The sequence below is a fragment of the Streptomyces sp. NPDC059256 genome (assembly GCF_042753785.1).
Classification (GTDB): Bacteria; Actinomycetota; Actinomycetes; order Streptomycetales; family Streptomycetaceae; genus Streptomyces.
The window spans coordinates 185,770-212,212 of sequence record NZ_JBHYZO010000001.1; the positions used below are offsets into that span (position 1 = coordinate 185,770).

22 protein-coding genes are annotated in these 26,443 nt (G+C 69.0%); 5 read left to right on the forward strand and 17 right to left on the reverse strand.

What is annotated here, in order from left to right; all coding sequences use genetic code 11:
* Window positions 1-176 precede the first annotated feature (176 nt).
* The 5 genes from ACFXJL_RS00810 to ACFXJL_RS00830 all read right to left on the reverse strand — a co-directional run bounded on the left by ACFXJL_RS00810 (window position 177) and on the right by ACFXJL_RS00830 (window position 6,390).
* Complete coding sequence (locus ACFXJL_RS00810; protein WP_384638120.1) at window positions 177-386, reverse strand: acyl-CoA carboxylase subunit epsilon; 210 nt, start codon at window positions 384-386, stop codon at window positions 177-179.
* A gap of 29 nt (window positions 387-415) precedes the next feature.
* On the reverse strand, window positions 416-1,999 hold the full coding sequence (locus ACFXJL_RS00815) for an acyl-CoA carboxylase subunit beta (RefSeq protein WP_384638118.1): 1,584 nt from the start codon (window positions 1,997-1,999) through the stop codon (window positions 416-418).
* A 154-nt stretch (window positions 2,000-2,153) separates the two neighbouring features.
* Complete coding sequence (locus ACFXJL_RS00820; protein ID WP_384688111.1) at window positions 2,154-4,514, reverse strand: polysaccharide lyase 8 family protein; 2,361 nt, start codon at window positions 4,512-4,514, stop codon at window positions 2,154-2,156.
* 98 nt (window positions 4,515-4,612) lie between these two features.
* Window positions 4,613-5,239: a transcriptional regulator gene (locus ACFXJL_RS00825; protein WP_384688114.1), complete on the reverse strand. Its 627-nt coding sequence runs from the start codon at window positions 5,237-5,239 to the stop codon at window positions 4,613-4,615.
* Window positions 5,236-6,390, reverse strand: coding sequence for a pyridoxal-phosphate dependent enzyme (locus ACFXJL_RS00830; protein ID WP_384688117.1), 1,155 nt, complete (start codon window positions 6,388-6,390; stop codon window positions 5,236-5,238). Before ACFXJL_RS00830 ends, ACFXJL_RS00825 begins: the two co-directional genes overlap by 4 nt.
* A 150-nt stretch (window positions 6,391-6,540) precedes the next feature.
* On the opposite strand from ACFXJL_RS00830, the gene ACFXJL_RS00835 reads away from it, so the two are divergent.
* Window positions 6,541-7,146, forward strand: a complete 606-nt coding sequence (locus ACFXJL_RS00835) for a YceI family protein (protein ID WP_358881727.1) — start codon at window positions 6,541-6,543, stop codon at window positions 7,144-7,146.
* 118 nt (window positions 7,147-7,264) lie between these two features.
* On the opposite strand, the gene ACFXJL_RS00840 is transcribed toward ACFXJL_RS00835, so the two are convergent.
* The 4 genes from ACFXJL_RS00840 to ACFXJL_RS00855 all read right to left on the reverse strand — a co-directional run bounded on the left by ACFXJL_RS00840 (window position 7,265) and on the right by ACFXJL_RS00855 (window position 13,052).
* Window positions 7,265-8,665, reverse strand: a complete 1,401-nt coding sequence (locus ACFXJL_RS00840; RefSeq protein ID WP_384688120.1) for a hypothetical protein — start codon at window positions 8,663-8,665, stop codon at window positions 7,265-7,267.
* A 99-nt stretch (window positions 8,666-8,764) separates the two neighbouring features.
* Window positions 8,765-10,402, reverse strand: coding sequence for a citramalate synthase (gene cimA, locus ACFXJL_RS00845; RefSeq protein WP_358881729.1), 1,638 nt, complete (start codon window positions 10,400-10,402; stop codon window positions 8,765-8,767).
* A gap of 655 nt (window positions 10,403-11,057) precedes the next feature.
* A complete protein-coding gene (locus tag ACFXJL_RS00850; RefSeq protein WP_358881730.1) occupies window positions 11,058-12,380 on the reverse strand; it encodes an MFS transporter in 1,323 nt (440 codons plus the stop codon).
* A 123-nt stretch (window positions 12,381-12,503) separates the two neighbouring features.
* Window positions 12,504-13,052, reverse strand: a complete 549-nt coding sequence (locus ACFXJL_RS00855; protein ID WP_358881757.1) for a TetR/AcrR family transcriptional regulator — start codon at window positions 13,050-13,052, stop codon at window positions 12,504-12,506.
* A 632-nt stretch (window positions 13,053-13,684) separates the two neighbouring features.
* Between ACFXJL_RS00855 and ACFXJL_RS00860 the strand changes: the two genes are divergently transcribed.
* A complete protein-coding gene (locus tag ACFXJL_RS00860) occupies window positions 13,685-14,935 on the forward strand; it encodes a helix-turn-helix domain-containing protein (RefSeq protein ID WP_384688123.1) in 1,251 nt (416 codons plus the stop codon).
* Between the two features lie 677 nt (window positions 14,936-15,612).
* Here the strand turns inward: ACFXJL_RS00860 and ACFXJL_RS00865 are convergent.
* The 8 genes from ACFXJL_RS00865 to ACFXJL_RS00900 all read right to left on the reverse strand — a co-directional run bounded on the left by ACFXJL_RS00865 (window position 15,613) and on the right by ACFXJL_RS00900 (window position 23,587).
* Window positions 15,613-16,635 carry an agmatine/peptidylarginine deiminase gene (locus ACFXJL_RS00865; protein WP_384688126.1) on the reverse strand — a complete coding sequence of 341 codons (1,023 nt, stop codon included), beginning with the start codon at window positions 16,633-16,635 and terminating at the stop codon, window positions 15,613-15,615.
* A gap of 74 nt (window positions 16,636-16,709) precedes the next feature.
* A complete protein-coding gene (locus ACFXJL_RS00870; protein WP_384688129.1) occupies window positions 16,710-18,401 on the reverse strand; it encodes an urease subunit alpha in 1,692 nt (563 codons plus the stop codon).
* Between the two features lie 76 nt (window positions 18,402-18,477).
* Window positions 18,478-19,161, reverse strand: coding sequence for an urease subunit gamma (gene ureA / locus ACFXJL_RS00875; RefSeq protein WP_384638088.1), 684 nt, complete (start codon window positions 19,159-19,161; stop codon window positions 18,478-18,480).
* A 150-nt stretch (window positions 19,162-19,311) separates the two neighbouring features.
* Entirely contained in the window at window positions 19,312-19,821 is a 510-nt protein-coding gene (locus ACFXJL_RS00880; RefSeq protein ID WP_358881737.1) for a tetratricopeptide repeat protein, read from the reverse strand.
* 45 nt (window positions 19,822-19,866) lie between these two features.
* Window positions 19,867-20,955, reverse strand: a complete 1,089-nt coding sequence (locus tag ACFXJL_RS00885; RefSeq protein WP_358881738.1) for a branched-chain amino acid aminotransferase — start codon at window positions 20,953-20,955, stop codon at window positions 19,867-19,869.
* Between the two features lie 249 nt (window positions 20,956-21,204).
* Entirely contained in the window at window positions 21,205-22,245 is a 1,041-nt protein-coding gene (locus ACFXJL_RS00890; protein ID WP_329023626.1) for a 3-isopropylmalate dehydrogenase, read from the reverse strand.
* A 254-nt stretch (window positions 22,246-22,499) separates the two neighbouring features.
* Window positions 22,500-22,628 (reverse strand): hypothetical protein, encoded by a 129-nt coding sequence (locus ACFXJL_RS00895; RefSeq protein WP_285366387.1) that lies wholly within the window; start codon window positions 22,626-22,628, stop codon window positions 22,500-22,502.
* A gap of 401 nt (window positions 22,629-23,029) precedes the next feature.
* On the reverse strand, window positions 23,030-23,587 hold the full coding sequence (locus ACFXJL_RS00900; RefSeq protein ID WP_384688136.1) for a GNAT family N-acetyltransferase: 558 nt from the start codon (window positions 23,585-23,587) through the stop codon (window positions 23,030-23,032).
* Between the two features lie 100 nt (window positions 23,588-23,687).
* On the opposite strand from ACFXJL_RS00900, the gene ACFXJL_RS00905 reads away from it, so the two are divergent.
* The 3 genes from ACFXJL_RS00905 to ACFXJL_RS00915 are packed head-to-tail and all read left to right on the forward strand — an operon-like array spanning window position 23,688 to window position 26,400.
* Complete coding sequence (locus ACFXJL_RS00905) at window positions 23,688-24,263, forward strand: CDP-alcohol phosphatidyltransferase family protein (RefSeq protein ID WP_384688139.1); 576 nt, start codon at window positions 23,688-23,690, stop codon at window positions 24,261-24,263.
* Window positions 24,260-25,123, forward strand: coding sequence for a phosphatidate cytidylyltransferase (locus tag ACFXJL_RS00910; protein ID WP_384688142.1), 864 nt, complete (start codon window positions 24,260-24,262; stop codon window positions 25,121-25,123). Before ACFXJL_RS00905 ends, ACFXJL_RS00910 begins: the two co-directional genes overlap by 4 nt.
* Complete coding sequence (locus ACFXJL_RS00915; protein WP_384688145.1) at window positions 25,120-26,400, forward strand: lysophospholipid acyltransferase family protein; 1,281 nt, start codon at window positions 25,120-25,122, stop codon at window positions 26,398-26,400. Before ACFXJL_RS00910 ends, ACFXJL_RS00915 begins: the two co-directional genes overlap by 4 nt.
* Window positions 26,401-26,443 lie beyond the last annotated feature (43 nt).

Genomic DNA, 26,443 nt, shown 5'->3' on the forward strand with positions numbered 1-26,443 from the left:
GCCCCCAGCGGCCACCAGGGGCCCTTGCGGCACGACGTACGCAGACACACCACCTGCCTACTCGGGAACTGGGCGGGTGGTCGCCGTCCGGGCACGACGAAAGCCGGCCCCGTCCACCTCTGTCGAAGTGGACGGGGCCGGCTCGGCGTGGTGCGGCCCGTTTGCGGGCTCTTGGCTCAGCCCTGCCAGCTGTGGGAGGGCTGGAAGCCGCGCTGGCGCTCCAGACGCCGCCAGCCGGCCGCCGTCGAGCGCTCCTGGAGCGGTGCGCTCTCGGGCTGAGAAGCTGCACGGGCCAGGAGGACCGCGGTGATCGCGGCCAGTTCCTCGGGGTCGCATTGCCCCTTCTCGACCCGCAGCACGGAGGAAGAAGAACGGTTGCTGCTCATACTGATGTGGCTTCCATTTCTCCGCAGCACTACTGCGGGGGGTTGCCGTGTTTGCGGGACGGCAGGTCGGCGTGTTTGGTGCGGAGCATGGTGAGTGAGGAGATCAGTACCTGACGGGTTTCGGCGGGGTCGATCACATCGTCGACCAGTCCGCGTTCGGCCGCGTAGTACGGATGCATCAACTCGGACTTGTACTCCTTGACCATGCGGGTTCGCATGGCCTCGGGATCTTCCGCGTCGGCGATCTGCCGACGGAAGATCACATTCGCGGCGCCCTCGGCACCCATCACCGCGATCTCATTCGTCGGCCAGGCGAACGTCAGGTCCGCACCGATGGACTGCGAATCCATCACGATATAAGCGCCGCCATACGCCTTCCGGAGAATCAACGAAATCCGCGGCACCGTCGCATTGCAATACGCATACAGCAACTTCGCCCCATGCCGGATGATGCCACCATGCTCCTGGTCCACCCCAGGCAAGAACCCCGGCACATCCAACAGCGTCACAATCGGAATATTGAACGCATCACACATCTGAACAAACCGAGCCGCCTTCTCCGACGCCTCGATGTCCAACACCCCGGCCAATGACTGCGGCTGATTCGCCACAATCCCCACCACCTGGCCATCCAACCGAGCCAACGCACAGATGATGTTCCGCGCCCACCGCTCATGGACCTCCAGGAAGTCCCCCTCGTCCACCAACTCCTCAATCACCCGATGCATGTCATACGGACGATTGCCATCCGCCGGCACCAGATCCAACAACACATCCGAGCGCCGATCCGCCGGATCATCGGACACCACCAACGGCGGATTCTCCCGATTGTTCGACGGCAACATCGACAGGAGATACCGCACCTCAGCGATGCACGTCTCCTCATCGTCATACGCAAAATGCGCCACACCCGACGTCTCAGCATGCACATCCGCACCACCGAGACCATTCTGCGTAATCTCCTCCCCCGTCACCGCCTTCACCACATCGGGACCCGTGATAAACATCTGCGACGTCTCACGCACCATAAACACAAAATCCGTCAACGCCGGCGAATACGCCGCACCACCCGCACACGGACCCAACATCACCGAAATCTGCGGAATCACACCCGAAGCCCGAGTATTCCGCTGAAAAATCCCCCCGTACCCAGCAAGCGCCGACACGCCCTCCTGAATACGCGCACCCGCACCATCATTCAACGACACCAACGGCGCACCCGCCGAAATCGCCATATCCATGATCTTATGAATCTTCGCCGCATGCGCCTCCCCCAACGCACCACCAAAGATCCGAAAATCATGCGCATACACAAACACGGTCCGCCCCTCAACCGTGCCCCACCCCGTCACCACACCATCGGTGAACGGACGCTTCGCCTCCAACCCAAAACCAACCGCCCGATGCCGCCGCAACTGCTCCACTTCACGGAACGAACCCTCATCCACCAACAACGCGATCCGCTCACGCGCCGTCAACTTCCCCTTCGCATGCTGCGCCTCGGTCGCCCGATCACTCGGCCCCGCCACCGCACGCGCCCGCAGGTCATGCAGCTCCGCCACCCGTCCACGGGTGTCGGCGGGCTCGCTGGAAGTCTCGTCCACAACGGTCATACATCGACCCTACGGACGCGACCAAGAAAACCATCCCGTTGACTCTGTACAGTCTCGCGACCGATCTCCTGTGGGCCTCCCACAGAAGCATTCAGTACAGCGGCTCAACCACCAGCTCGGGACCACTGATCTTTGTGGAGTTTCCATAAAGTGTTCATGCGAGGGTCACAACACAGCGGAGCGTCTCGCCCTGGCCGGTCCCGCCGAGCCGCAGCGTGAGCGAGCGTCCCGTACCGCGTACCTCCATGCCTGGATCATGGTGCAGGACCTCCCGCACGGGGTGGTTCCAGACGATGTCCAGGGCGACGCCGGAGCGCTCCGGATCGCTGACGCACACGGTGGCGACCCGTCCGCGGCGAGCGAGCTCCGCCTGCTGCGGGGACCCGATCCGCACCAGGACGCTGGCGGGAGCGCCCGCGATCAGCGGGCCCACCGTACCGGGGCGCCAGAAGTTCGCGGCCACCAGCCCGAGGGCCGGAACGGCCACCGCCTGCCGCGAGGCGTCATTGGCGAGGATCCGCAGCCGGCGCCTCTCAGCCGCCCGGGCGGCGACCACCCGCCGGGTCGCGCCCGGCATCAGCAGATAGGCGTATGTCGCATCCACCGGATCGATTCCATGGTCGAGCCAGAGCGTCTGGTAGTGGCGGGTCACCCGCTCGCTGGTGCTCATGGTGTTGATGTCGCTCCAGGCCCCGGTGCGCTGCTCGCGCAGGGTGCGCAGTTCCCCATCGGCGCCGAGCAGGACCCAGCCGCCGTGCCCCTCCAGATGTGCCCAGCGCCGACCACGGGTCAGCCGCGCGCTCCCGACCGCCCCCAACTGCCGGTTGTCCACGACCGTCTCCACGGGAACGCCGTCACCACAGCTGATTCCGGCTCCCAGACAGATGACGGCGTCGTCGACGCAGAACCAGGACTTCCGGGCTTCGAGCGTGGACCCGAGGCCCCGCAGGTGCTGACCGATCGCCGCATACTCCCCATCGGTGGTGCCGCCCACCCAACGGACATCGGGACGGGGCTCGCCCCATTCGCCCCCCGCACGGTCGGCGAGCCGTCGGGTGGAGACGGTGGTGCCTGGCAGCCGGTACCAGTCGACCGTCGGCCAGAACCAGTCCGTGTACTGGTCCTGGCCGACCGTTGACCGGTCCGGCCACCAAGAGAGCATGCCGGCCCCGGTGTGCCAGCCGCGCGGGTTCTCCCCGTTGCCGCATTCGTAGAACGAGATCCGGTTCGAGGCCATGGCGATGCAGGCGGCCCATCCCGGCCGTCGATGCACCGCACGGTCCATGGCCGGAAAGAGTCGGTGCCCGACCGGCTCGGGCGCGACCGGGGCCGGACCGCGGGCGATGGAGTGGAGCCGGGCGAGGTCGGCCACCTCGTACTGGGCGCTGGTGAGGATCGGTGCGGTGGTGTCCCGGGCGATCCAGCCCTTGATCCGCGCGTGCCACCGGTTCCGTTCCGGCTCACTCGCGGCTTCGGCGAGCAGTGCCATGGCGCCGATCATCGCGTGCCCGTGGAAGTGGTCGCTGCGCATGGTCCGGCTGTCGTCGTGGCGCAGGTACCCGCGGCTGATCGCCCGACCGTTGACGCTGTCCATCATCAGACCGTCGTGGATCAAGGGGGCGTACGCGTGCTCCACGCTGTCGAACACATGCCGGCGACGGGGGTCGACGATCGCCCAGGGGGAGCCTTCGAGCAGGACGAAGAGGCGCGCGAGACCGTCGAGCAGGACCTGTCCATAGGTGCCGGAGTAGGCGACCGAGGTGTGCTGTACGAACGATCCATCGGTGTGGAGACCGTCACCGCTGGTCACCTGGGGGAAGACGGGTGACAACGCCTCGACGGCGAGGGTGATGCGCTGCGGGGCGGCGCCCAGGATGCCGCGGAGTGCGACCGATCGACAGAGGTCGACGCGGTTGGCGCCGGTGGAGGTGCCGCCGTAGGTGCGGAGCAGGGCATCGGGGATGAAGTGGTCGACTGCGGCGCAGGCCGCTCGGCGCTGCTCCTCGGTGAGGTGGTCATGGAGGACGGCGGTGAGGTCCATCAGATGGCGGGGAGCGCCGATCTGCCATTCCCACCAGTTGCCGTAGCGGGTGGTGCCGGGGTGGTAGACGGTGGTCGCGAGGTGGTCGAGGCCGCGCAGGACATCGGCGAGGGTGTCGGGGTCGTGGGTGTGCGCATGGGCCCGTGCCATGGTCCACAGCCGGCCGTAGCTCTGGGTGATCCCGGCGGGTGGGTCGAAGGGGTGGTCGGGCCAGAGGGAGCGGGCGGTGGGGGCCATCGTGGCTCGGGCGGTTGCGGCGAGACGCACGGTACGGGCGATCCGGGAGGCGTACGGCTCCTCAGTCGGGTCGTATCCGGTGCCGAGACTGATCTCCAGCCAGCGCCTTCTGAGTGCTGTGAAGGGATCGGCGCCCCGCTGGGCGGGGGACGCCGGTGCGGTCGAGGCCAGGGTGAGGGCGCCCGCACCGATACCGGCGAGGAAGGCACGGCGGGATCCACGGGACGGAAGCAGCACGGCCACCTCTGGGGACGGGAGCGGTCGCGCCCCGGGTGGGGCGCGTCCACTCTTCCCGTCGTGTCGCCTTCCGCCTAGGAAGTGCCGGAACGTGTCCGTCAGGTCCGGAGGTGGTTGTAGACCGTGGCCCGGGAGACACCCAGGATTCCGGCGAGGGTCCGTACGGCGTGTTTCACCTGGAGGAAGCCCTGTGCTTCGAGGGTGCGGACCAGTTCGCGTTTGTCGGCCGTGGTCAGTGCCTGGGCCGATCGGCCGCGTCGGGCGGCGAAGTCCTCTGCCACGCCGTGCAGTTCTTCGACGGTCCGGGCACGGAGGGTCTCGTGGAGGGGGCGCTCACCCTCGTCGGTGGCGATCAGCCGGCTGATGCCGCTGACGACACCGTCGAACACGGAGATGTCGAGGTTGAGGCAGATCGCTGCCACGTAGGCGCCGGAGCTGTTCTTGATGCCGATGGAGGTGCTCTTGGCGGCGCGGCCGTCGGGGAAGCGGTTGGGGTAGTTCTGTACGACGGCCGGGAAGTCGGGGTCCTGGATGCGCGCGCGGCCCAGTTCGGTGGCGGGCTCCCCCACGGTCCGGCCGGAGAGGTTGTTCTCGATCGCGCGCAGGGAGTGGTCGGGGTCGCGCAGGTCGTGCAGGACCACCTCGCACAGTCCGGGGAACATCCGGCCGATCGCGGTGGTGATCGTCTCGGCCTCGCGCAGCAGCAGTTCGTCTTCGGCGGTCATGGCGCGCCGCTCCCGTCGAAGGCGTCCGCCAGGGCGGCCGGGGCCTTGAGTCCGGAGCCGGTGAGGATGACGACGGTGCGGTCACCGGGCCGGATCAGTCCACGGGCGGCGAAGGTGCCGATCGCTGCGGCGGCGGTGGCGCTGGTCGGTTCCGCGTACAGGCCCTGTGCGGCGAGGCGCCGCAGGGCTGACGTGATGTCGGCCTCGGGGACGGTTGCCATGTCGCCGCCCGAGCCTCGGATGGCCCGCAGCACCTCGGGGAGGCGGACGGGGTGGGCGATGGCGGTCCCCTCGGCGATGGTCGGCGTCCAGTGTCCGGGCACGGTGTGTTCCACACCGGCTTGGAAGGCGGCGTGGAGGGGTGCGCAGTTGGCCGGTTGGGCGACGAGCAGTCGGGGCAGCCGCTTGATCTGTCCGGCGGCGAGCAGTTCGCCGAAGCCCAGCGCACAGCCGAGCACGGTGCTGCCGGCGCCGGCCACGGTCACCACCTGGTCGGGTGCTTCGAAGCCGAGGTCTTCCCAGATCTCGTACGCGAGGGTCTTGGTGCCCTGGAGGAAGAGGGGGTGCCAGTTGTGGCTGGCGTAGCTGGTGCTGGCGGACAGGCGCAGTGCTTCGGCGGCGGTCGCCTCGCGGTCGCCGGGAACGAGCCGTACGTCCGCTCCGTACGCCCGGCTCTGGAGGATCTTGGCGGGTGAGGTGGTGGCGGGGACGAGGATGGTGGCCCGGATGCCTGCGGCGGCGCAGTAGGCGGAGACGGAGGCGCCGCCGTTGCCCGAGCTGTCCTCGATGACGTCGGTGATGCCCTGTTGGGCGAGGAAGGAGACCATCACCGTGGTGCCGCGGTCCTTGAAGCTGCCGGTCGGGCTGAACCACTCCGCTTTGAAGGCGACCGGAACCCCGTCCCACTGCGCTTCGATCAGGGGGGTGCGGCCTTCGCCGAGCGAGATGGGACGGGGGATGTCGACGGGGAGGGCTGCTCGATAGCGCCAGAGCGAGCGGACGTCGGTGTCGATGTCGTGACGGGTGATGCCGGGGAGCGGGGTCACCGAGAGCGGGGTCCCGTTGTCGCCGCGCCAGCGTCGCCCGGTGAGGGGGTAGGTGTCGCCGGTTCGTTCGTCGAGATAGCGGGGAGGCGTCGGGTACCGATCCATGCTTGACAAGCTTTCCAATGATGGACATCTTGTCAAGCTCGCAACCCCACCGGACACCTCGACACCGGAAGAAGTTGAAACTTAAACGGAATTCGTCTACAGTCAATCTCGTTGAAGGTTTAACAACATCCCCCCTCAAGGAGTGACGTCATGGGTCTGTTCAACCGCAAGGCAGCCACCACCACCGCCCCCGCCACCACGACGGTGGACCCCGCACTGGCCGCATTGAGCGGTGAGTACACCCTCGACCCCGCCCACACCAGCATCGGTTTCACCGTGCGCCATGCGATGGTCACCAACGTCCGCGGCACCTTCACCGAGCACGAGGGCAACCTGGTCCTGAACGGCAACGACCCCGGCTCCTCCCGCGCCGTGATCGACGTCAAGATCGGCAGCATCGACACCGGCATCGCCGACCGTGACGGCCACCTGCGCAGCGGCGACTTCTTCGACGTCGAGCAGTTCCCCCTCATGAGCTTCCGCTCCACCAACGCCGAGCAGATCGGTGGCGACCAGTACCGGGTGACCGGCGACCTGACCATCAAGGACGTGACCCGCCCGCTGGCGATCGACCTGGAGTTCAACGGTGCCGCCAAGGACGTCTACGGCAACGAGCGCATCGGCTTCGAGGGCAGCGCCGAGATCCTGCGCTCCGAGTGGGGCCTGACCTGGAACGCCGCGCTGGAGACCGGTGGCGTCATGGTCAGCGACAAGGTCAAGCTGAACTTCGACATCTCCGCGATCAAGAACGCCTGACCCGCTGCCCGTCGAGGGCACCCAGAGCGCGCCCGTCCTGCCGTCCCCCCACGGCCGGGGCGGGCGCTCTGCGTTGGTGGGACCGGGCGGAAGCACAGGAGACCCCTGCGGACGGGCGTCAGAACCCGCCGCCGTCGAACCCGCCGCCTCCGCCACCGCCCCAGTCGCCGCCGCCGCCGAAGTCCGAGGAATTGAAGTCGGCGCCAGAGAAATCGCCACCGGCCGCGCCTTCGAAACCGTCCCCGCCGTACTCCGCGGCGTACGCGGGCGAGGACAGCATGCTGCCGAGCATCGTGCCCACGAGCAGTCCCGGCAGCAGACCGCCGCCGAAGTAGCCACCGGCCCACGGCCCGTACGCGGGCCCCGCCTCCCAGTAAGGGCGGTGGCCGGTCTCGGTGTCGACGGTACGGGCGAGCGGCGCCTGTCCGTCGTCCAGACGAGCGGCGTCCGCCGCGCAGACCGGCACCTCGCGGGAGGCTCCCCCGGACGGGGTCCAGATGCGATCGGCCGTCGACGGTCCGTGTCGGGGGTCGAAGAAGCAGGGTGGTCTGCGCTCGGGCAACGTACGACCGGTCCGTCGGGCATCGAGCACGGCCAGACTGAACCGGCCGTCGTCGAGGGCCCGGGTCACCGTGCGTACGTCCGAGGGGTGAGCGGCGGCGCCCATCCGTGACTTGGCCTGGTCATAGGCGTCCAGTGCCCGCTCGTAGTCGGCGCGCATCGTATCGTCGGCGCCCTTCTCCGAGGGGTGGAAGTCCAGCCGGTCCAGTTCTTCGCCGAAGGCCGTGATGTCCTCGTCCACGACGACCCGAAGCCGGTCCAGCGCTGCCTGCTCTTCGGCCGCCTTCTGGCGCTTGCGGCGGCGCACGACGGCATAGGCACCCGCACCGCCAGCCGCCAGGAGCGCGCCGAAGGTGATCAGGGCACCGGTGTTGACAGAGGAGTCATAGCCGTCGGCGCCCGTGCCGGCCGAGCCCCAGGAGGCGGGCGCGCTCCCCTGCATCTGCGGCAGGGCCTGGTCGACGAAGTTGTTCAACTGGGTCACCGCGTCGGCACCCGGAGGCGTCTTCACGGCCGTGACCAGGTTCTGGACCGCTTGATTCGACAGGACGGCACGGTCCGCGCCCGCGTTGAAGCCGTCGCCGAGGCGGATCGCGTAGAGACCGGTGATCCCCGTGTCGGTACGGATCGCCGGGAGCACGGTGGCGGCCGGATAGTCGGAGCCGACCGGCAGTACGGCGACGAAGAGGGGTTTGTCCGCGTCCTTGATCTTCTTCGCCAGCGCGTCGGCGTCCTGCCTGGACAACTGGTCCGAGGCCCGCGGATCGACGTAGACGGGACCGTCCCGGAAGGCGTCGGCCACCGTTTCGGGGCCGGTGACCTGCATGCTCGTGGTCACGCCCGAGCTGGCCACCGAGTCGGCTCCGGTGGCCGCCTGCGCTCCCGGAGCCGTCCCGAGTACGGCGGCCGAGAGCGCCAGCAGCAGACCGGACAGTGCGGAAAGCAGCCTGGTCCTCATCCTTCGACGCTACCTTGAAAGCAGCTGTTTCAGGACAAGTAGCGACATGCTGCTCCGTCTGCCCCGCTCCCTCCGCCTACCCCCGGCTGTTCCATGGGGCTATTCGGCCGGTTCCACTCCTGCCCGCAGCAGACCGTAGGTATACGCGTCCTCCAGGGCCTGCCAGGAAGCGGCGATGACGTTGTTGGCGACGCCGACGGTGGCCCATTCGCCGGTGCCGTCACCCGTGGTGATCAGCACCCGGGTGGTGGACTCGGTGCCGTGGCGGCCTTCGAGGATGCGGACCTTGTAGTCCACCAGCTCCAGCTTGGCCAGCTGCGGATAGAACCGCTCCAGACCGACGCGCATCGCCCGGTCCAGCGCATTGACCGGTCCGTTGCCCTCCGCGGTGGTGACGATCCGCTCGCCCTTCACCCACAGCTTCACGGTGGCCTCGTTGGCGTGGGTCCCGTCCGGGCGGTTCTCCGAGATCGTGCGCCAGGACTCGGTGCGGAAGTAGCGGCGCGCCCTGCCTTCGGCCTCGGCCCTCAGCAGCAGCTCGAAGGAGGCGTCGGCGGCCTCGTACGTGTACCCCTGGAGCTCGCGCTCCTTGACCCGCTCGACGACCCTGCCGATCAGCTCACGATCACCGCCGAGGTCGACGCCCAGTTCCTTGCCCTTGAGCTCGATCGAGGCCCGGCCGGCCATGTCGGAGACGAGCATCCGCATGGTGTTGCCGACCGTCTCGGGGTCGATGTGCTGATAGAGGTCGGGGTCGACCTTGATCGCGGAAGCATGCAGCCCGGCCTTGTGGGCGAAGGCGGAAACACCCACATAGGGCTGGTGGGTGGAGGGGGTGAGGTTGACGACCTCGGCGATGGCGTGCGAGATCCGGGTCATCTCGGCGAGCGCTCCGCTGGGCAGCACCTTCATGCCGTACTTCAGCTCCAGCGCGGCGACCACGGGGAAGAGGTTGGCGTTGCCGACCCGCTCTCCGTATCCGTTGGCGGTGCACTGGACGTGTGTCGCGCCCGCATCGACGGCGGCGAGGCTGTTGGCCACCGCACAGCCGGTGTCGTCCTGGGCATGGATGCCCAGACGGGCACCGGTGTCGGCGAGCACGGTGGCGACGACCGCCTGGACCTGCGCGGGAAGCATCCCGCCGTTGGTGTCGCACAGCACGACGACGTCGGCCCCGGCTTCGGCGGCGGTCCGGACGACGGACTTGGCGTACTCGGGGTTGGCCCGGTAGCCGTCGAAGAAGTGCTCGCAGTCGACGAAGACCCGACGGCCTTGGGCGCAGAGGTAGGAGACGGTGTCGCGGACCATCTCCAGGTTCTCTTCGAGGGTGGTGCGCAGGGCCAGTTCCACATGCCGGTCATGTGCTTTGGCAACCAAGGTGATCACGGGTGCACCGGACTCAAGCAGGGCTCTGACCTGCGGGTCTTCAGCCGCCTGTCCACCGGCTCGGCGAGTGGCGCCAAAGGCCACCAGCTGGGCGTGCCGGAAGGTGATCTCCTGCTGGGCACGGGCGAAGAACTCCGTGTCACGTGGATTGGCACCGGGCCAGCCGCCCTCGATGAAGGCCACACCGAACTCGTCCAGATACCGGGCGATGGTCAGCTTGTCGGCAACGGTGAGGTTGATGCCCTCGCGCTGGGCACCGTCGCGGAGCGTCGTGTCGAAGACGTGGAAGGAGTCGTCGACGCGGAAGCCTGCGTCGGCCGCCGTACCGGTATCCGTGGGCTGTGGGGTCATGGCTGTGTTGCTCCTGTCGGATGAGTGGCTCCCGGAATGACTGGCTCCACTTGCCCCCATCTTCGCGCGCTGTCCGTTTTCGACCAGGGTTGGGGCCGGAAAACGAAAAAACCCCTCGCGGGTGCGAGAGGTTTGCGCGCGGGTCTGGGGCACGATGAGTGCGTCGCACGGGTGGTACGAGGCATTCACTGCGGACCGGCGCGCCTGCTGCCCATAATCATGGCGAACGAAAGCACGCGAGAAGTCTGCCACAGGGTCCGCCGCCGATGGTGAGCGGTCTCACCATGCGGGCACCGCGGCCATCGAGTGGACGGCGGCCGGCGCGGCGGGGACAGGGACCGGGGCCGGACCCGGGCATTCGGCGTGGCAGCCATGCCATCGAGTGGGCCACGGCTCCGGTCGGTAATAACCGCGCCGCGACACAGGCGCCCGCCACGGCGGTCGGCTCCTGCCTCATGACTCCCCCTGACCTCATGCCCCTGGCACCCGCCGGAGCTCAGGGCGAGTCAAGCGCATCACCACCCTCGGAACAATCCGATCAAATGCGTACAACCACTGGCCAAGATCAAACGTCCGCAGGCACGAGTGCCGCTCAGGCGCTCAGGCGCTCAGGCGCTCAGCCGTGAGCCACTCAGCCGCTCAGCCGCCCAGCCGCTTAAAGGGGCGCAACCTTCGCAGGAGCCGGTTCAGCACGCTCCACGGTGGCCCCCACCCGGTTGAGGTCGATGCCCCTGGTCTCCCGCATCGTCAGATAGACGATCAACGAGACCGCGGCACACCCCGCGACGTACCAGGAGAACCCCGACTCCATGCCGGCCTTCTTGAACCAGAGCGCCACATACTCGGCCGTCCCCCCGAACAGGGCGTTGGCGATGGCGTACGGCAGCGCGACCCCGAGCGCACGCACTCCGGTCGGGAAGAGTTCAGCCTTCACACAGGCATTGATCGAGGTGTAGCCGGTGATGACCACCAGGGCCAGCAGGGAGAGCCCGAAGGCCGGCCAGAACGAGCCCGCATGCCGGAGCATCGTCATGATCGGCACGGTGAGGAAGGTCGACCCCAACGCGAAGGTGATCAGGAGCGGACGGCGGCCGATCCGATCGGAGAGCCGGCCGGCCAACGGCTGGAGGCAGGCGAAGACGATCAGCGCACAGAAGGAGACCAGGGTCGCGGTCTCCTTGGGCAGCCCGGCGCTGTTGGCGAGGTACTTGGTGAGATACGTGGTGTACGTGTAGTACGCCACGGTCCCGCCCATCGTCAGCGCGACGACCAGGAACGCTTCCCGCTTGTGGACAAGGAGCGCCTTGATCGTGCCCTTGAGGCGATCGGGCGTGTCGTCGCCGGACTCCTCGTACACCTCGGTCTCCAGCATCGCGCGGCGCAGGTAGAACACCACCGCGGCGCCCAGCGCTCCGATGATGAAGGGGATGCGCCAGCCCCAACTGTGCAGCGCCTGCGACGACATGGTGTTCTGGAGGACGATCTGGAGTCCCAGCCCCAGGATCTGGCCTGCCGTCATGGAGACGTACTGGAAGCTGGAGGCGAAGCCCCGGTGCTGGGGCAGCGAAGCCTCGGTGAGGTAGGTGGCGCTGGCCGCGTACTCGCCGCCGACGGACAAGCCCTGGAGGAGGCGGGCCACCAGGAGGACGGCCGCCCCTCCGTATCCGGCCACCGCATAGGTGGGGGCGATCGCGATCAGCAGAGCCGAAGCGGACATGAGGGTCACGGTGAGGGTGAGGGCGGTCTTGCGCCCCTTGCGGTCCGCGACCCGACCGAGCAGCCAGCCACCCACCGGCCGCATGAAGAACCCGACCGCGAAGATGCCCGCGGTGTTCATCAGCTTGGCGGTGTCGTTGCCCTCGGGGAAGAAGGCACCCGCGAAGTAGGTGGCGAAACTCGCGTACACGAACCAGTCGAACCACTCGACCATGTTCCCTGCGGACCCGACCCAGATCTTCTTCCAGTGCGCTCGTCCCATGGCGGAACACCGTGCCGGACGGCCCGTGGCCCGACAAGGCCGGCCGGCACAACGATCCCGTGTACTTGCGTGCCTTGCGTTCCCTCCGTGGTCCGGGGCCCTGCAACCACACCTGACAGTGCGTCAGTTCTGTTGATGGTAGAGCGTGCCTTCGAGGAATTCGCCTATGTGTACGAGGACTTGGGCCCGCTCGGTCCCGGGAATCCCCACCGCGATGTGGACGCTGAAGCCGTCGAGGAGCGCGCGCAGTCGGGTGGCGTAGCGGTCGGGATCGACCGACCGGAACTCCTCGCGGGAGATCCCCTCCGCCACGAGGGCGACCAGATCCCGGTGCCAGGCACCCTCGATCGCGGCCTGGCGGGCCCGCGCCTGCTCGCCGGCACGCTGGGAGCGGTTCCACACCTCCAGCCAGAGGGTCCAGTGGGGGTCGCTCGGCCCCTCGGGCAGATAGAGCTCGACGAAGGCACGCAGCCGCTCCCGGGCCGCTCCCGAGTGGGAGAGCAGCGCACCCCGCTCGACGCCCAACCGGCCCTCGCTCCACTCCAAGGTCCGCAGGAGCAGTTCGTCCTTGCTGCGGAAGTAGTAGAGGAGGTGTCCGCTGCTCATGCCCACCTCGCGACCGAGGGCCGCCATGGTGAGCCCGTCGAGACCGTGTGCGGCGATGGTGGCCATGGCTGCGGCCAGGACGGACTCGCGGGGCGGCGCGACATTGCGGCGCCGGGAGGGGGTCACAGGGTGCCTTCCGTACTGGGGAGAGAGGGTCGGGTGTGTTGCATGGTGCTCGCATACCGGTGAGCGATCCCACGGCATTGACCGCCGGGTTCGCGGGGCCCGGCCGGCACGCCGTTCCCGGACGCGCTGCACGCCGGTGCGCGGGGCATCACATTCACCCGTACGTTCTATCGGATTCGCTGGCCCTGTAGCGACCGGACGGGCGACTGTGGCCGCCTACCGCACGATGTGATTTCCCCAGTACGACGTCTATCGATGCCGGGGTCAGAGTGCCAGGGTGGGCGGAGGGAACCGCTCCACCTGCGCCGATCAGGTGGGGCTTTGTCCCGCCCGTGCCCCCATTCGGGCGGGACCAATGTTGCCCCTCCCGTCTCCCCACGGGAGGGGCGCGGGGATACCAGATCATGCCGAGGGCGTTGAGGCTTCGCTTTATGGAAGGCATGCCGGGAGACTCCGCGGCATGGCTCTCCCGCGGGATCCACGACGGTAGAAGTTGGTGGCAGGAAGCACCCATGAAATAGACCTTGCCCCATACCCTGGCAGTGACGAGCTGGACAGAGAGGGGCAGGGCCGTGTCATCTCGTGCTACCCCGGACCCGTACGCCGACCCGCTGGCATTCGGTCAGCGTCTACAGATTCTCCGCACTCGCCGCGGCGTGACCCGCGAGCAACTCGGCGGGCTCCTGGGCCGATCCGGCTCCTGGGTCAAAGCGCTGGAGACCGGCCGGCTCAAGACGCCGAAGCTGGACGTCATACTGCGGCTCGCGGACGTGCTCCGGGTCCGGGACCTCTCCGACCTCACAGGGGACCAGTCCATGCACGTCCCCCTGTTCACCGGCCCTGGCCATCCACGACTCGGGGCGGTCAAGGCCGCAGTGGACGCGCTGACTCCTGGGGCGGACCGGGAAGCCCCTTCGTCAGAGCATCTTGCGGCGCGGCTCGCGCAGGCTTGGTCGGCTCGGCATTCCTCTCCGAAACACCGCGAGGTGGTGGGGGCACTCCTCCCGGAGTTGCTCCGTGATGCCCAACTGGCTGTGCGGCAGGCCAATTCGGCGGGCGATCGGCGTTCCACGCAGGCGATCCTCTCCGAGGTCTACTCACTCGCTCAGTTCTTCGTGGCGTATCAGCCGGACGCTGCGCTGCTCTGGCGGGTGGCGGAGCGGGGCATGGTGGCGGCGCAGGAGTCGGAGGACCCGCACAGCATCGGGGTGGCGGCGTGGTTGTGCGCACAGGCGCACCGTGATGCGGGACCGGCTCATTTCGACGCTGCGGACATGGTGACCACACAGGCGCTGGACTACCTGAGACCGCTGCTGCCGGACGCCAGTGACGATGTTCGGGCCATCACGGGGGCGCTGGTCTTCGAGGCCGGATACACGGCTGCCCGCCGAGCTGATACGGGCACGGCATGGCGCCACTGGGACGAAGCCCGACGTATGGCCAAACGGCTGCCCGAGAACTACTTCCACCCGGTGACCAGCTTCGGACGCACGATCATAGGAGCCCACGCGGTCACGGTGGCGGTGGAGTTGCACCAGGGCGGGGAGTCCGCACGGCAGGCAGCGGCGTCGGATTCAGCGGCGATCCCTTCTCGTCCGCGCCGTGCCCGGCACCGCATCGAGCAGGCTCGCGGCTATCAGCTGGACGGGCAACCGGATGTCGCCCTGGCGACGCTCGCGCAGGCGCATGAGGCCGCGCCGGAGACCATCCGGTACAACGGGTTCGCGAAGATAATCGTGCTGGAGGAAGTCGAGTCGAGGGCGCCGGTCCGACGGCGTCGGGCATCTGAACTCGCAGTGAAGCTGGGCCTGCTGGCTGCCTGACGCATCAGGAATCGAAGGGGCACAAACCGTGCCCCTTCTACCATGTGTGCACGCCTACCGTCGTCTGAGTGACGCTGACCAGCTCAGAATGGCGGGCCGAATGATGACGATGTCTGTGTACGGAGTACGGCCCGACCTATCTCGGTATCCAGTACGGCCGAAGGTCGTGATCCCGGACCCGCCGCCAAACCAGCAGACGCCAAACACGTCCTCGGCATACCCGCCGTGCACCTGCCGCCGCTGCACCGCGAAGGGACAGTGACGGTGGAGATGCAGACCTGGCGCGACGCCCGAGCCCGAGCAGAATCCGCGGCGACAGCGCTTCAACAGTCGCTCCGCCAATTCGGCCTATCCGAGCGGGCCGTGAGATCGATCCGACCGGTGGTCACCCACGATGGCCGGCCGCACGTGCAGGTGGGCCGACTAGCCGCGGACGCAGTGGAACAGTTGGCCGAGACAATACGGCTCTCTGCCCCGCAGGGCCGGTAGATGTATGCCTCACGGTCCCGCGCGTGGGGCAGGCACCCCCAAGCCCCGGCCGCCCCAACGGCCGGGGCCACTCTTCCGTGGTGGTCGTCCACAGAGGCTAGGGGGCACCCCACTCATCCTCTGGCGACCACGATCAAAAACCTGTACCTGGCCAGGTACATCGCTGATCAACCGCCATGCTCAGCAGGTCAGACGGAAACCCTCGGCTGCTGTTGGGTGATGCAGTGGATGCCCCCACCGCCCGCGAAGATCGTCCGTGCATCCACCAGGACCACTTCCCGCTCGGGGTAGAGACGCCGGAAGACGGCCGCAGCCTCTTCGTCCCGTGGGTCGTCGAAGGCGCAGAGGATCACCGCGCCGTTGCAGACGTAGTGGTTGATGTACGAGTAGTCGGCCCAGCCGCCGTCCTCGTTGTGCACGCTCGTGGGTGCCGGGACCTCGACCACCTCGAAGGGGCGTCCAAGTGCGTCCGTCCGGGTGCGCAGGAACTCCGCGTTCTCGGCGCAGGGTTCGTGGTCGGGGTGGGTGGGGTCGGGCTGGGTGTGGACGACGATGACGCCGGGCCCCGCGAACGCCGCGACGATGTCCACATGGCCCAGGGTGCCGAATCCGTGCGGCGGGTAGTCAGCGGTCAGTCCCCGTGGCAGCCAGATCGCCTTGGTCGTGCCCAGTCGGGCATGGATCTCCGCTTCCACTTCGGCCTTGGTCCAGCCGGGGTTGCGCTCCGGTCCGAGTTGCACGGTCTCCGTCAGCAGCACCGTGCCCCGACCGTCGACGTGGATGCCGCCGCCCTCGTTCACCAGGGGTGAGGAGTGAACGGGGACACCTGCGATGTCCGCCACCTGGCGCGCGATGGTGGAGTCATGCTCCCAGCGGGCCCACTCCTGTGCGCCCCAGCCGTTGAACACCCAGTCCACGGCGGCCAGTCGACTGCCGTCGGTGACGAAGGTGGGGCCGATGTCCCGCATCCACGCGTCGTCGAGTTGCCGCTCGACGATCTCGATCTCGGGGCCGAGCAGGGCCCGTGCCTCGCGGGTCCCGGCCGGTCCGACGACCACGGTGACCGGCTCGAAGCGCCGCACCGCACGTGCCACGTCGGCCCAGGCACGCCGGGCGGCGGCGAGGTCCTCACCGGCGAAGGTGGTGTTGGGCACGGGCCAGGCCATCCAGGTGCGCTCGTGCGGTGCCCACTCGGGCGGCATATGGAACATGGGTCACTCCTGGCTGGTGGTCGGGGGCGTAGGCGGTGGGGAAGGTCAGCGGGTCGGGGGCGAGGAGGCTGCGGTCAGAGGAAGTACAGGCGGTTGAGCGGGACGGCGTCGGCGGGCTCCGAGCGGATCGGTTCCCCGTCGAGGGTGACCAGCCCACTGCGACCGTCCACATCCACCTCCCCGGTGCGCGAGTTGAACCGCAGGTCGGCCGGCCCGATGCCACGGGTGCCGCGGACCGCGACCCGTCGTCTGCGGGTGGGCATGCGGTCGGCGCCGAGGTCGACGGCTGCTTCGGCCACGAAGGCCACGGAGATGTCGGCGGCGGTTGCGCCGTACGATCCGAACTGGGGTCCGATCACCAGGGGTTCACAGGTGTCCGTCGCGGCTCCGGGGTCACCGGTCACCCCGTACGCCGGGAAGCCCGACTTCAGTACGAGTTGGGGTTTGGCGCCGAAGAACCGCGGCTGCCAGAGCACGATGTCGGCCATCTTGCCGACCTCGATGGAGCCGATCTCGTGTGCGAGGCCGTGGGCGATGGCCGGATTGATCGTGAGCTTGGCGATGTAGCGAAGCACTCGGCCGTTGTCGTCGTGCGGCCCGTCGCCTTCGATCGGCCCCCGTTCGGCCTTCATCTTGCCGGCCATGGCGAAGGTCCGGCGCACGGTCTCACCGGCCCGGCCCATCCCCTGGGCGTCCGATGAGGTGATGCCGATGGCTCCGACGTCGTGCAACACGTCCTCGGCACCCATGGTCCCGGCCCGGATGCGATCGCGGGCCATGGCCGCGTCTCCCGGCAGATCGGTCTTCAGATCGTGTACGGAAACGATCATTCCGTAGTGCTCGGCGACGGCGTCCCGGCCGAACGGGAGGGTCGGGTTGGTGGAGGAGCCGATGACGTTCGGCACCCCGGCCATCTTCAGGACGTTGGGTACGTGGCCTCCCCCGCACCCCTCGATGTGGAAGGCGTGGATGGTCCGGCCGGCGAGCACCTTCAGGGTGTCCTCGACGGACAGGCATTCGTTCAGCCCGTCGCTGTGCAGGGCGACCTGGACGTCGTGCTCCTCGGCGACCCGTAGCGCGGTGTCCAGCGCCCGGGTGTGGGCGCCCATGTCCTCGTGGACCTTGAATCCGCAGGCCCCGCCCTCGGCGAGCGCCTCGACGAGGGGGGCGGGGTCGGATGAGGAGCCGCGGGCGAGGAAGCCGATGTTGACCGGCCAGGCGTCGAAGGCGTTGAAGGCGTGGCGCAGGGCCCAGGGGGAGTTGACGCCGACGCCCCAGACCGGGCCGAACTCCTGGCCGATGATGGTGGTGACGCCGGAGGCGAGGGACGCTTCCATGATCCGGGGTGACAGCAGGTGGACATGGGTGTCCACCGCGCCAGCGGTGGCGATCAGCCCCTCACCGGAGACGATGGTGGTGCCGGTCCCCGTGACCACGTCCACTCCGTCGAGGGTGTCGGGGTTGCCTGCGCGGCCGATGCCGGCGATCCGACCCTCCCGGATGCCGATGGAGACCTTGCGGATGCCCTGGACGGCATCGATGACCAGCACGTTGCTGATGACGACGTCACAGGTCTCGCGGACGGCCGCGGCCTTCAGGTGGAGTCCGTCGCGGGCCGTCTTCCCGAAGCCGGCGAGGAACTCGTCCCCCGACTGCTGGGAGTCGGACTCGACCCGGACGACAAGACCGCAGTCACCGAGGACCACTCGGTCGCCCGCGCGGGGGCCATGGACGGCGGCGTACTCGTACGGGTCGATTCCGGCCATCAGCGCAGCTCCGTTGTGAGATCGACGGCCGCTGAACGGCTCGCGGCGCACGGCGAGGGGTGCCGTGGTGGGGTCGTCATGGCCGGGCTCCTCGGTATCCGCAGGCAGCCGCCCTGCGCAGGGCCTCTTCCTTGGCACCCGGAGCATCGAGGGGGCCGTCCACGAGACCGGCGAACCCGATCGCGACACGGGCCCCACCGATCGGCAGCAGACCGACCTCGATCCGGGCGTCCGGATCGAAGCGGACGGAGGAACCGGCGGGGACGCACAGCCGCATGCCGTACGCGGCGGACCGGTCGAAGTCGAGCCGCGGATTGGCTTCGAAGAAGTGGAAGTGGGAGGTGACGCTCACGGGGACGGCCGCCGTGTTGTGGACGGACAGTCGCAGTGCCGGTTCCGGTTCGGGGGTGGCAGGGCCCGGTAGGACCGCGCCGGGTGCCGTGTCGCCCAGCCCGGTGCCGCCGATCGGATCGCTGACCACGGCGAGGCGGGACCCGTCGTCGAAGACGGCCTCCACATGGACTTCCGTGACCACGTCGCTGACTCCGGGCAGTACGTCGTCCGGACCCAGCACGGCACGGGCTGCTTCGACTGCCTCTGCCAGGCGCCGACCGTCACGTGCTGCTTCGCAGACGGTGTCGGCGATCAGCGCGGTCGCCTCGGGCACATTGAGCCGCAGACCACGGGCCCGCCGCGCCCGGGCGAGTTCGGCCGCGCTGAAGAGCAGCAGCCGGTCCCGTTCGGTGGGGGTGAGTCGCACCTCTGCACACCTCCTTTTAGAGCATCACTCTAAACCTGCGATAACGCAGGAGGAAAGGAGCCGGGAGGGATGGGATCCATGGAATTGAGCATCACTCGAAGAAAGGCCGGCTACGCGGGGGCCTTCGGGAGCTCCGAGGTGGCAGCCGTCCTAGCTCACCGTGCCGTCCAGATCCCGGGCGTACTCCGCGATCGCCCCTCGGTACTCCCGTACCGTCGGGTCGTCGCTCGTCGCGGCGAGGAGTTCGAGGAGCAGTCGTACGGACTCCTGGTGGCGGCCCTCGTTGTAGAGGGCCATCGCCAGGAACGCGCGCAGCGCGCCGTGCTCCGGGAACTCGGCGACACCGCGCCGCAGGGTGGTGCCCGCCTCATGGAAGCGGCCGAGCACCCGGTAGGTGCTGCCGAGACCCAGGAATGCCTCCGAGCGGTCGACGGACGGCAGTGCGGGCGCGGTGACCCGCAGGGCCCGCTCGTAGTGGGGGACGGCCTCTGCCTCGCGACCGAGGACGTCGTGCGCCCAGGCGGTCTGATAGGCGATCCTGGCGTCATCGGGCCAGTGCTCACCGAGGGCGAGGAGGCGCAGCCTCGCCTCGGCCGCGTTGCCGTTCTCCCGCAGTCGTACGGCCTCGGCCAGTTCCTCGTCCCGCTCGGTTGCGCGCATGCCCCCATCCTCGCTGACGTGGGACGGGGGCGTGCGCGGAGGTGCTCAGCCCAGCGGGTGCATCCAACCGTGCTCGTCCGGAGCGGCCCCGGTCTGGATGTCGAGGAGCGCCTTGCGCAGTCTGAGGGTGACCTCGCCCGGCTTGCCGTCGCCCTGGGTCCATTCGCCGCCTGCGGACTTCACCAGGCCGACGGGGGTGATCACGGCGGCGGTTCCGCAGGCGAAGACCTCGGTGAGCGTGCCGTTCTCGCTGTCGCGCTTCCAGTCCTCGGTGGAGATGCGTCCCTCGCCGGACTCGTAGCCGAGGTCCTTGGCCAGGGTGAGGAGCGAGTCACGGGTGACGCCCGCGAGGAGGGAGCCGGTCAGCTCCGGGGTGACGATGCGGTCCCCGTACACGAAGTACAGGTTCATCCCGCCCATCTCCTCGACCCACCGGTGCTCCAGCGCGTCCAGCCAGACGACCTGGTCGCAGCCCTTTTCGGCGGCTTCGGCCTGGGCGAGGAGGGAGGCCGCGTAGTTGCCGCCGGTCTTCGCGAAGCCCATGCCGCCGGGGACTGCGCGGACGTAGTTCTCGGAGAGCCAGACGGAGACGGGCTGCACCCCACCGGGGAAGTAGGAGGCGGCGGGCGATGCGATGACGAGGAAGAGGTACTCGTTGGCGGGCCGCACACCCAGCCCGACCTCGGACGCGATCATGAAGGGGCGGAGGTAGAGCGATGCCTCACCGCCGTGCTCCGGAACCCATGCCTTGTCCTGCTGGATGAGGACGTCGCACGCCTCGATGAACAACTCGACGGGCAACTCGGGCATGGCCAGCCTGCGGGCCGAGCGCTGGAAGCGGGCCGCGTTGGCGTCCGGACGGAAGGTGGCGACCGTGCCGTCGGGACGGCGGTACGCCTTGAGGCCCTCGAAGATCTCCTGGGCGTAGTGCAGGGTCATGTTGGCCGGGTCCATGGAGAGCGGCCCGTACGGCGTGAGCTGCGCGTCGTGCCAGCCGCGGCCGTCGGTCCACTTGATCGTCACCATGTGATCGGTGAAGTGGCGGCCGAACCCGGGGTTGGTCAGGATCGCCTCGCGCTCCGCGTCGGAAAGCGGATGCGCCGAAGGCTTGAGCTCGATCGAGGGCGTCGTCATGAGGAGTGTCCTTCACCGTTGGTTGTGACGGACCGCACTCACGCCGCCGCCGATGCTAGGACGTCCGAGCATTACCGCGAGCCCACGGCCCGTCTCGATTATCGCCCGAAGGGGTGAATGCGAGAAACGGGGGTGGAACCGGGGGGAACGGCGTGAATCAGTCCAGGATGATGGTGACACCCGGAAGCCGTACAGGAAAAGCCGCCGGGTGCGAAGTGCGACCCGGCGGCTTGGGGTGGAAGCGTCGGGTCAGCCCGCTACTCGCGCCGCGAGCGCGTCGCCGATCTCGTCCGTGGTACGGAACGTGCCGTCGCGGCCCGCGAGGTCGGCGGAGGCCGCCTCCTCGATGCGCACTGCCTCGGCCTCGAAGCCGAGGTGCCTCAGGAGGAGGGCGACGGAGAGGATGGTGGCCGTCGGGTCCGCCTTGCCGGTGCCCGCGATGTCGGGCGCCGAGCCGTGGACGGGCTCGAACATGGACGGGAAGGTGCCCGTCGGGTTGATGTTGCCGGAGGCCGCCAGGCCGATGCCGCCGGTCACGGCGGCGGCGAGGTCGGTGAGGATGTCGCCGAAGAGGTTGTCGGTGACGATGACGTCGAAGCGCTCCGGCTGGGTGACGAAGAAGATCGTCGCGGCGTCGACGTGCAGATAATCAGTGGTGACGTCAGGGTACTCGGCGGCCACCGCGTCGAAGATGTTCTTCCACAGATGTCCCGCGTAGACGAGGACGTTGTTCTTGTGGACCAGCGTCAGCTTCTTGCGCGGACGGGAGTTGGCCCGCTCGAAGGCGTCACGGACGACGCGCTCCACGCCGTACGCGGTGTTCACACTGACCTCGGTGGCCACCTCGGCGGGCGTACCGGTGCGCAGGGAACCGCCGTTGCCCGTGTACGGGCCCTCGGTGCCCTCGCGGACGACGACGAAGTCGATCTCGGGGCGGCCTGCCAGCGGAGTCGCCGTGTTCGGAAACAGCTTCGATGGGCGCAGGTTGACGTAGTGGTCGAAGGCGAAGCGCAGCTTCAGCAGCAGCCCGCGCTCCAGCACTCCAGAAGGTACGGTCGGATCACCGATGGCACCGAGCAGGATCGCGTCGTGGGCCTTGAGGGCCTCCAACTCCGCGTCGGGCAGGGTTTCGCCGGTACGGTGCCAGCGCTGGGCGCCGAGATCGTACTCCTTGGTCTCCAGTTTCACGTCCTGCGGCAGAACCGCGGACAGGACTTTCAGACCCTGGGCCACGACCTCTTGGCCGATGCCGTCGCCGGGGATGACTGCGAGATTGAGGCTCCGAGACATGTCGGGCACCCTACTCTCCGTCCCATCCCATGACATGCGATGTCCACACTGTGGACTGAAGGCTGTCGGCGGAACACCGCGCGCACCGAACTCCGCGCCCAAACCGGGCCGTCGAGGCACCGAACCGGGCCGATCTGCGGGAACGCAGCAGCACGGGACGGTGGACGGACATTTCGTCGCCGAAGACGAGACACGGCGATATCGAGGCGCTCGACGGGGCGCCGGGGATCAGCGCCCGGTCGAGACGTGTGGGATCAGTGACCGGTCGAGCCGCCGTTGTCACGACGGTCGAGGGCTCGCTGGAGTGCTGCCGCGGCGTTCTTGCGGTCGGACTCGCTGGCGTGGGAGGCATGGCGGACACGGCGGGCGGTCTCAGCTGGCATGGTGATCGACTCCTTGAGATCACGGAGATGTCGAGGCGCCGGTTGGGGCGGGGAGCACGCCGCAGGGGTCACCTGCCGGGGCCGTTGCTCACGCACGCCATTCGCTGGATCAAGCGAGACGTTCGGCTCCTACAAAGCTAGGGCAGGTGGGCTCCGCTGTCTCTACAAGTAGTCGGACTTCCTACTATCTGAGACGGGAATCATGGAACACGCAGGTCAGAGAGGTGTGACGGAGAGCGCTCAAGGGGAGGAACCGGGCCGAAGTCATCCACACCACGGCGGCTGAGGAACCCGCGCGGTGTTGAACCAGCTCCGCGGAACCGCGCTGGACCACTCCGGCCGGCCGAAGGCGACTCCCCCCTGGCGCAGTGCGAACTTGGCGCAGTGCGAACCGCCGGGCCTCAGATCACATCCCCGTCGCGCCAGTCGAACAGCAAGGCATCGGGCGGTACCACCAGCCCACCCGACGTCCCTCCGATCCGGACGAAGGTGGAGTCCTCCTCCTCCGGCAGCGGCACCAGCCCGTCCGGGCCTGCCGTCTCGATCCGGCCCTGCCACAGCGTCCAACCGCGCGAGCGGTAGAGCGCCGCACCCGCATCCGATGCGGACAGGGCACCGAAGTCGTACGCCCGGTCGATGACCCCCTCCAGGGCTTCCATGATCCGGTCACCGAACCCCCGGCGCCGCTCCTGCGCCCGGACCGCAACCGCTTCGACGTACCCCACACGGTACGAACGCCCGCGGTGGACCACTCTGCGCATGATCACCGAACCATGGGCGACGGGAACGTCATCGGCGTCGTACAGCAGGGCGTGGACACCACCGAGGCAGTGGTCCCAGTCCTCGGCGCCGAAGTCCCCGTCGAAGGCAAGGTCCAGGAGGTCACGGATCGCGTCGCGTTCGGCAGGGGTGAGCTGATGCGTGTGGGCGGTACGAACCGCCCCGACTGTCGCAGACATGGGACTGAGTCTCTCCGGTCCCACGGTCTGCGCGTACTCATTAAGGAACTGAGTACGCAGCTCGTGGTGAAGAACAAGCCACCGCTGGAGAGTTGAACACATGAACGGCCTCTACTCCCTCAAGCCCTGGTACGCGGCCCGACTCTCCGGGGTCCGCGGCGCACTCGCCCGCCGCGATGTGTCGCCCGACGCATTGACCGCGGCCGGTGTGGTGAGCGCCGCCGGGGCCGCAGCGGCACTGGCCTGGCTTCCCGCGCCGCTCGCCGCGGTCCCGGTCGCCCTGTTGCTCGCCGCGCGCCTGGCGTTCGCCAATCTCGACGGGGCACTGGCCCGGGACACCGGACGCATCACCCGGCGCGGCGCCCTGCTCAATGAACTCGGCGACCGGATGGCGGACTTGGTGGTGCTGGCCGGTTTTCTCACACTGGCCCCGTTGTGGCTGGTGGCCACCACGGCCTTGGCGGCGACCCTTCCGTCCTGGGTGTCCCTCGCGGGTGCGGCGGCGGGTGCACCACGACGCAACGGCGGCCCCCTGGGCAAGACCGAGCGCTGCCTGCTGGTGCTGGTCGCCGCCGTGACGGGCTGGGTCGTGCCGGTACTGGCGGTCATCGCGGTCGGTTCGCTGCTGACGGCGGTGCTCCGGTGCGGTGGACTCTGGAAGGAGCTCGGACGATGAGCGGATTCCTCGTCGTGGGTGACGCCATGGGACGGGCGCTCCCCCTGGTCGCAGGGGCCCTGGGCGCCGGTGGGGTCGCGGTCGCGGCACTGCCGGCGCGGGTGCGGATGCGGGCGGAGCTGCGCCGGCGCTGGCGTACCTGGGCACTGACCGCTCCCGTGTTCCTGGGCTCCCTCTACCTCGGTGCCGGTGGGGCCTTCGCCCTGGCCGCCGTGCTCGGGGTGATCGCCGTGAGCGAGTACGTGCGGATGGCCGGGCTGGGACGGTTCGATCAGACGGTGCTGATGGCCTCGGCGCTCGTGCTCCCGGCGTTGGCCTGGCTGGCGCCGCACGTCCTCGATCTGCGGGCCGCCGCACTGCTGTTGCTGATCGCCGCCGTACCGCCCCTGCTGTCGGGCGACCACACGACCGGGTTCACCCGGGCAGCACGCTCCGCCTTCGGCCTGTTGTGGATTCCCCTCTCGCTGACCGGCCTGGTGACGCTCGGGGACACCGCGGTCGCGGTGGGACTCGCGGTGGCCCTGGGCGATGTGGGGGCCTGGTGCGGCGGCACCGCTCTAAGGCGGCGCGGGCCGCTGGCACGGCCGCTGTCACCGCTGTCGCCCAACAAGACCTGGGCAGGTGTGGCGGGTGCCGCGGTGGCCACCGGTCTGGTGCTGTTCGCGGTCGGCGCCTTCACCCCGCAACTGTGGGCCGCGGTGCTGCTGGGGTGCGTCCTCGGAGACCTGTTGGAGTCGATGGTCAAGCGGGAGGCAGGGGTGAAGGACGCGGGGAGTTGGCTGCCGGGGTTCGGTGGTCTGCTGGACCGCATCGACTCACTGCTGCCGGCTCTGGTGCTGGCGATGGTGGTCGGCGCATGAGCGGGCATGAGGGGTACGGCCCGAAGGGGCCGGCCGGCGCACGGCCCGTGCCGGGCGCGATCGCGGACCCGCCCGACGTTGACCGACCTGAGCCGGGTGAGCAGGATCGTCCCTCCCGCTCGCGGGTGGCGTCCGTGCTCCGCCGCGCGCTGTGGTGGTGCGTGCTCACCCTCACCGGTGGGGTGGAGCGCCGCGGGCGACTGCCGCGCGGCGGCTGTGTCGTCGTCGCCAACCACTCCTCGCATGCCGATACGGCCGCCCTGCTCGCGGCCCTCGACGCCCGCCACACCCCCTTGATCGGGGCCGCGGCGGACTACTGGTTCGCCTCACGGTGGCGCAGCCGGATCTGCCGTCGGCTCGCGGCCGGCTTCCCGTTGCGGCGCACGGGCGGCGGGATGGGCGATCTGCTGTCGATGGCCGCGGAGTTGCGCGCCGGGCGAGCCGTGGTCCTCTTCCCCGAGGGCACCCGGGGCTCGAACGGCTCGGTGGGCTCCTTCCACCGCGGTGCGCTCGTGCTGGCCCAGTCCGCGGGGGTGCCCGTGGTGCCGGTCGGGATCGCGGGGACGGATCGGCTGCTGCCCAAGCACGGACGGTTGCGGTCCTCTCTGGTCCGGGTGCGGATCGGGGCACCGCTGGCGCCGACGGCGACCCCGGAGGAGGCCCGGGACGCGGTCGCCGCGCTGCACCGAAGGACCAACGCGGAATCGCTCCGGGACTCGAAGGTGCGGCGCTGGGTGGCAACCCGGGCCGCTTCACGCTGGGGGCTGCTGATCGCCTTCTGTTGGGCGTTCGCCGAGGCGTTGAGCTGGCCGCTGATGCCGGAGTTGCTGTTGGGCATCGCCTGTGCGGCGGCGCCCCGGGCGGCACTGCGGCTGTCGCTCACCGCATGGGCTGGGAGCATCGTGGGAGCGCTCCTGGCGCTGCACATCGCGGCGGCGGGGATCGTCTTGCCCGCGCCGCTGACCACGGACCGGATGCGGGCCGAGGTGCGCCAGCAGTTGGTGGTGGAGTCCGCGGACGCCGTGCGTCACCAACCGTGGAACGGCGTTCCGTTCAAGGTGTACGCGGCCGAAGCCGGTCGGGCCGACGTGCCCGTCGACGACTGGCTGCTCGCTTCGGCCGGTGCGCGAGGATCGCGCACACTGACGGTGGGGTTGGCGTTCGCCGCACTGGGCCTGCTCCTACGGCGCTACCGCAGGTGCTACGGCAGCTATCTGGCGTTGCTGACCGGGGCGTTCGCTACGGGGCTGACCTGGATCGTGATCGGCTGGCAGTGACGGGTCCTCTCCGTACGGGAAGGGGCCCGGCGGGGAAGGCCCG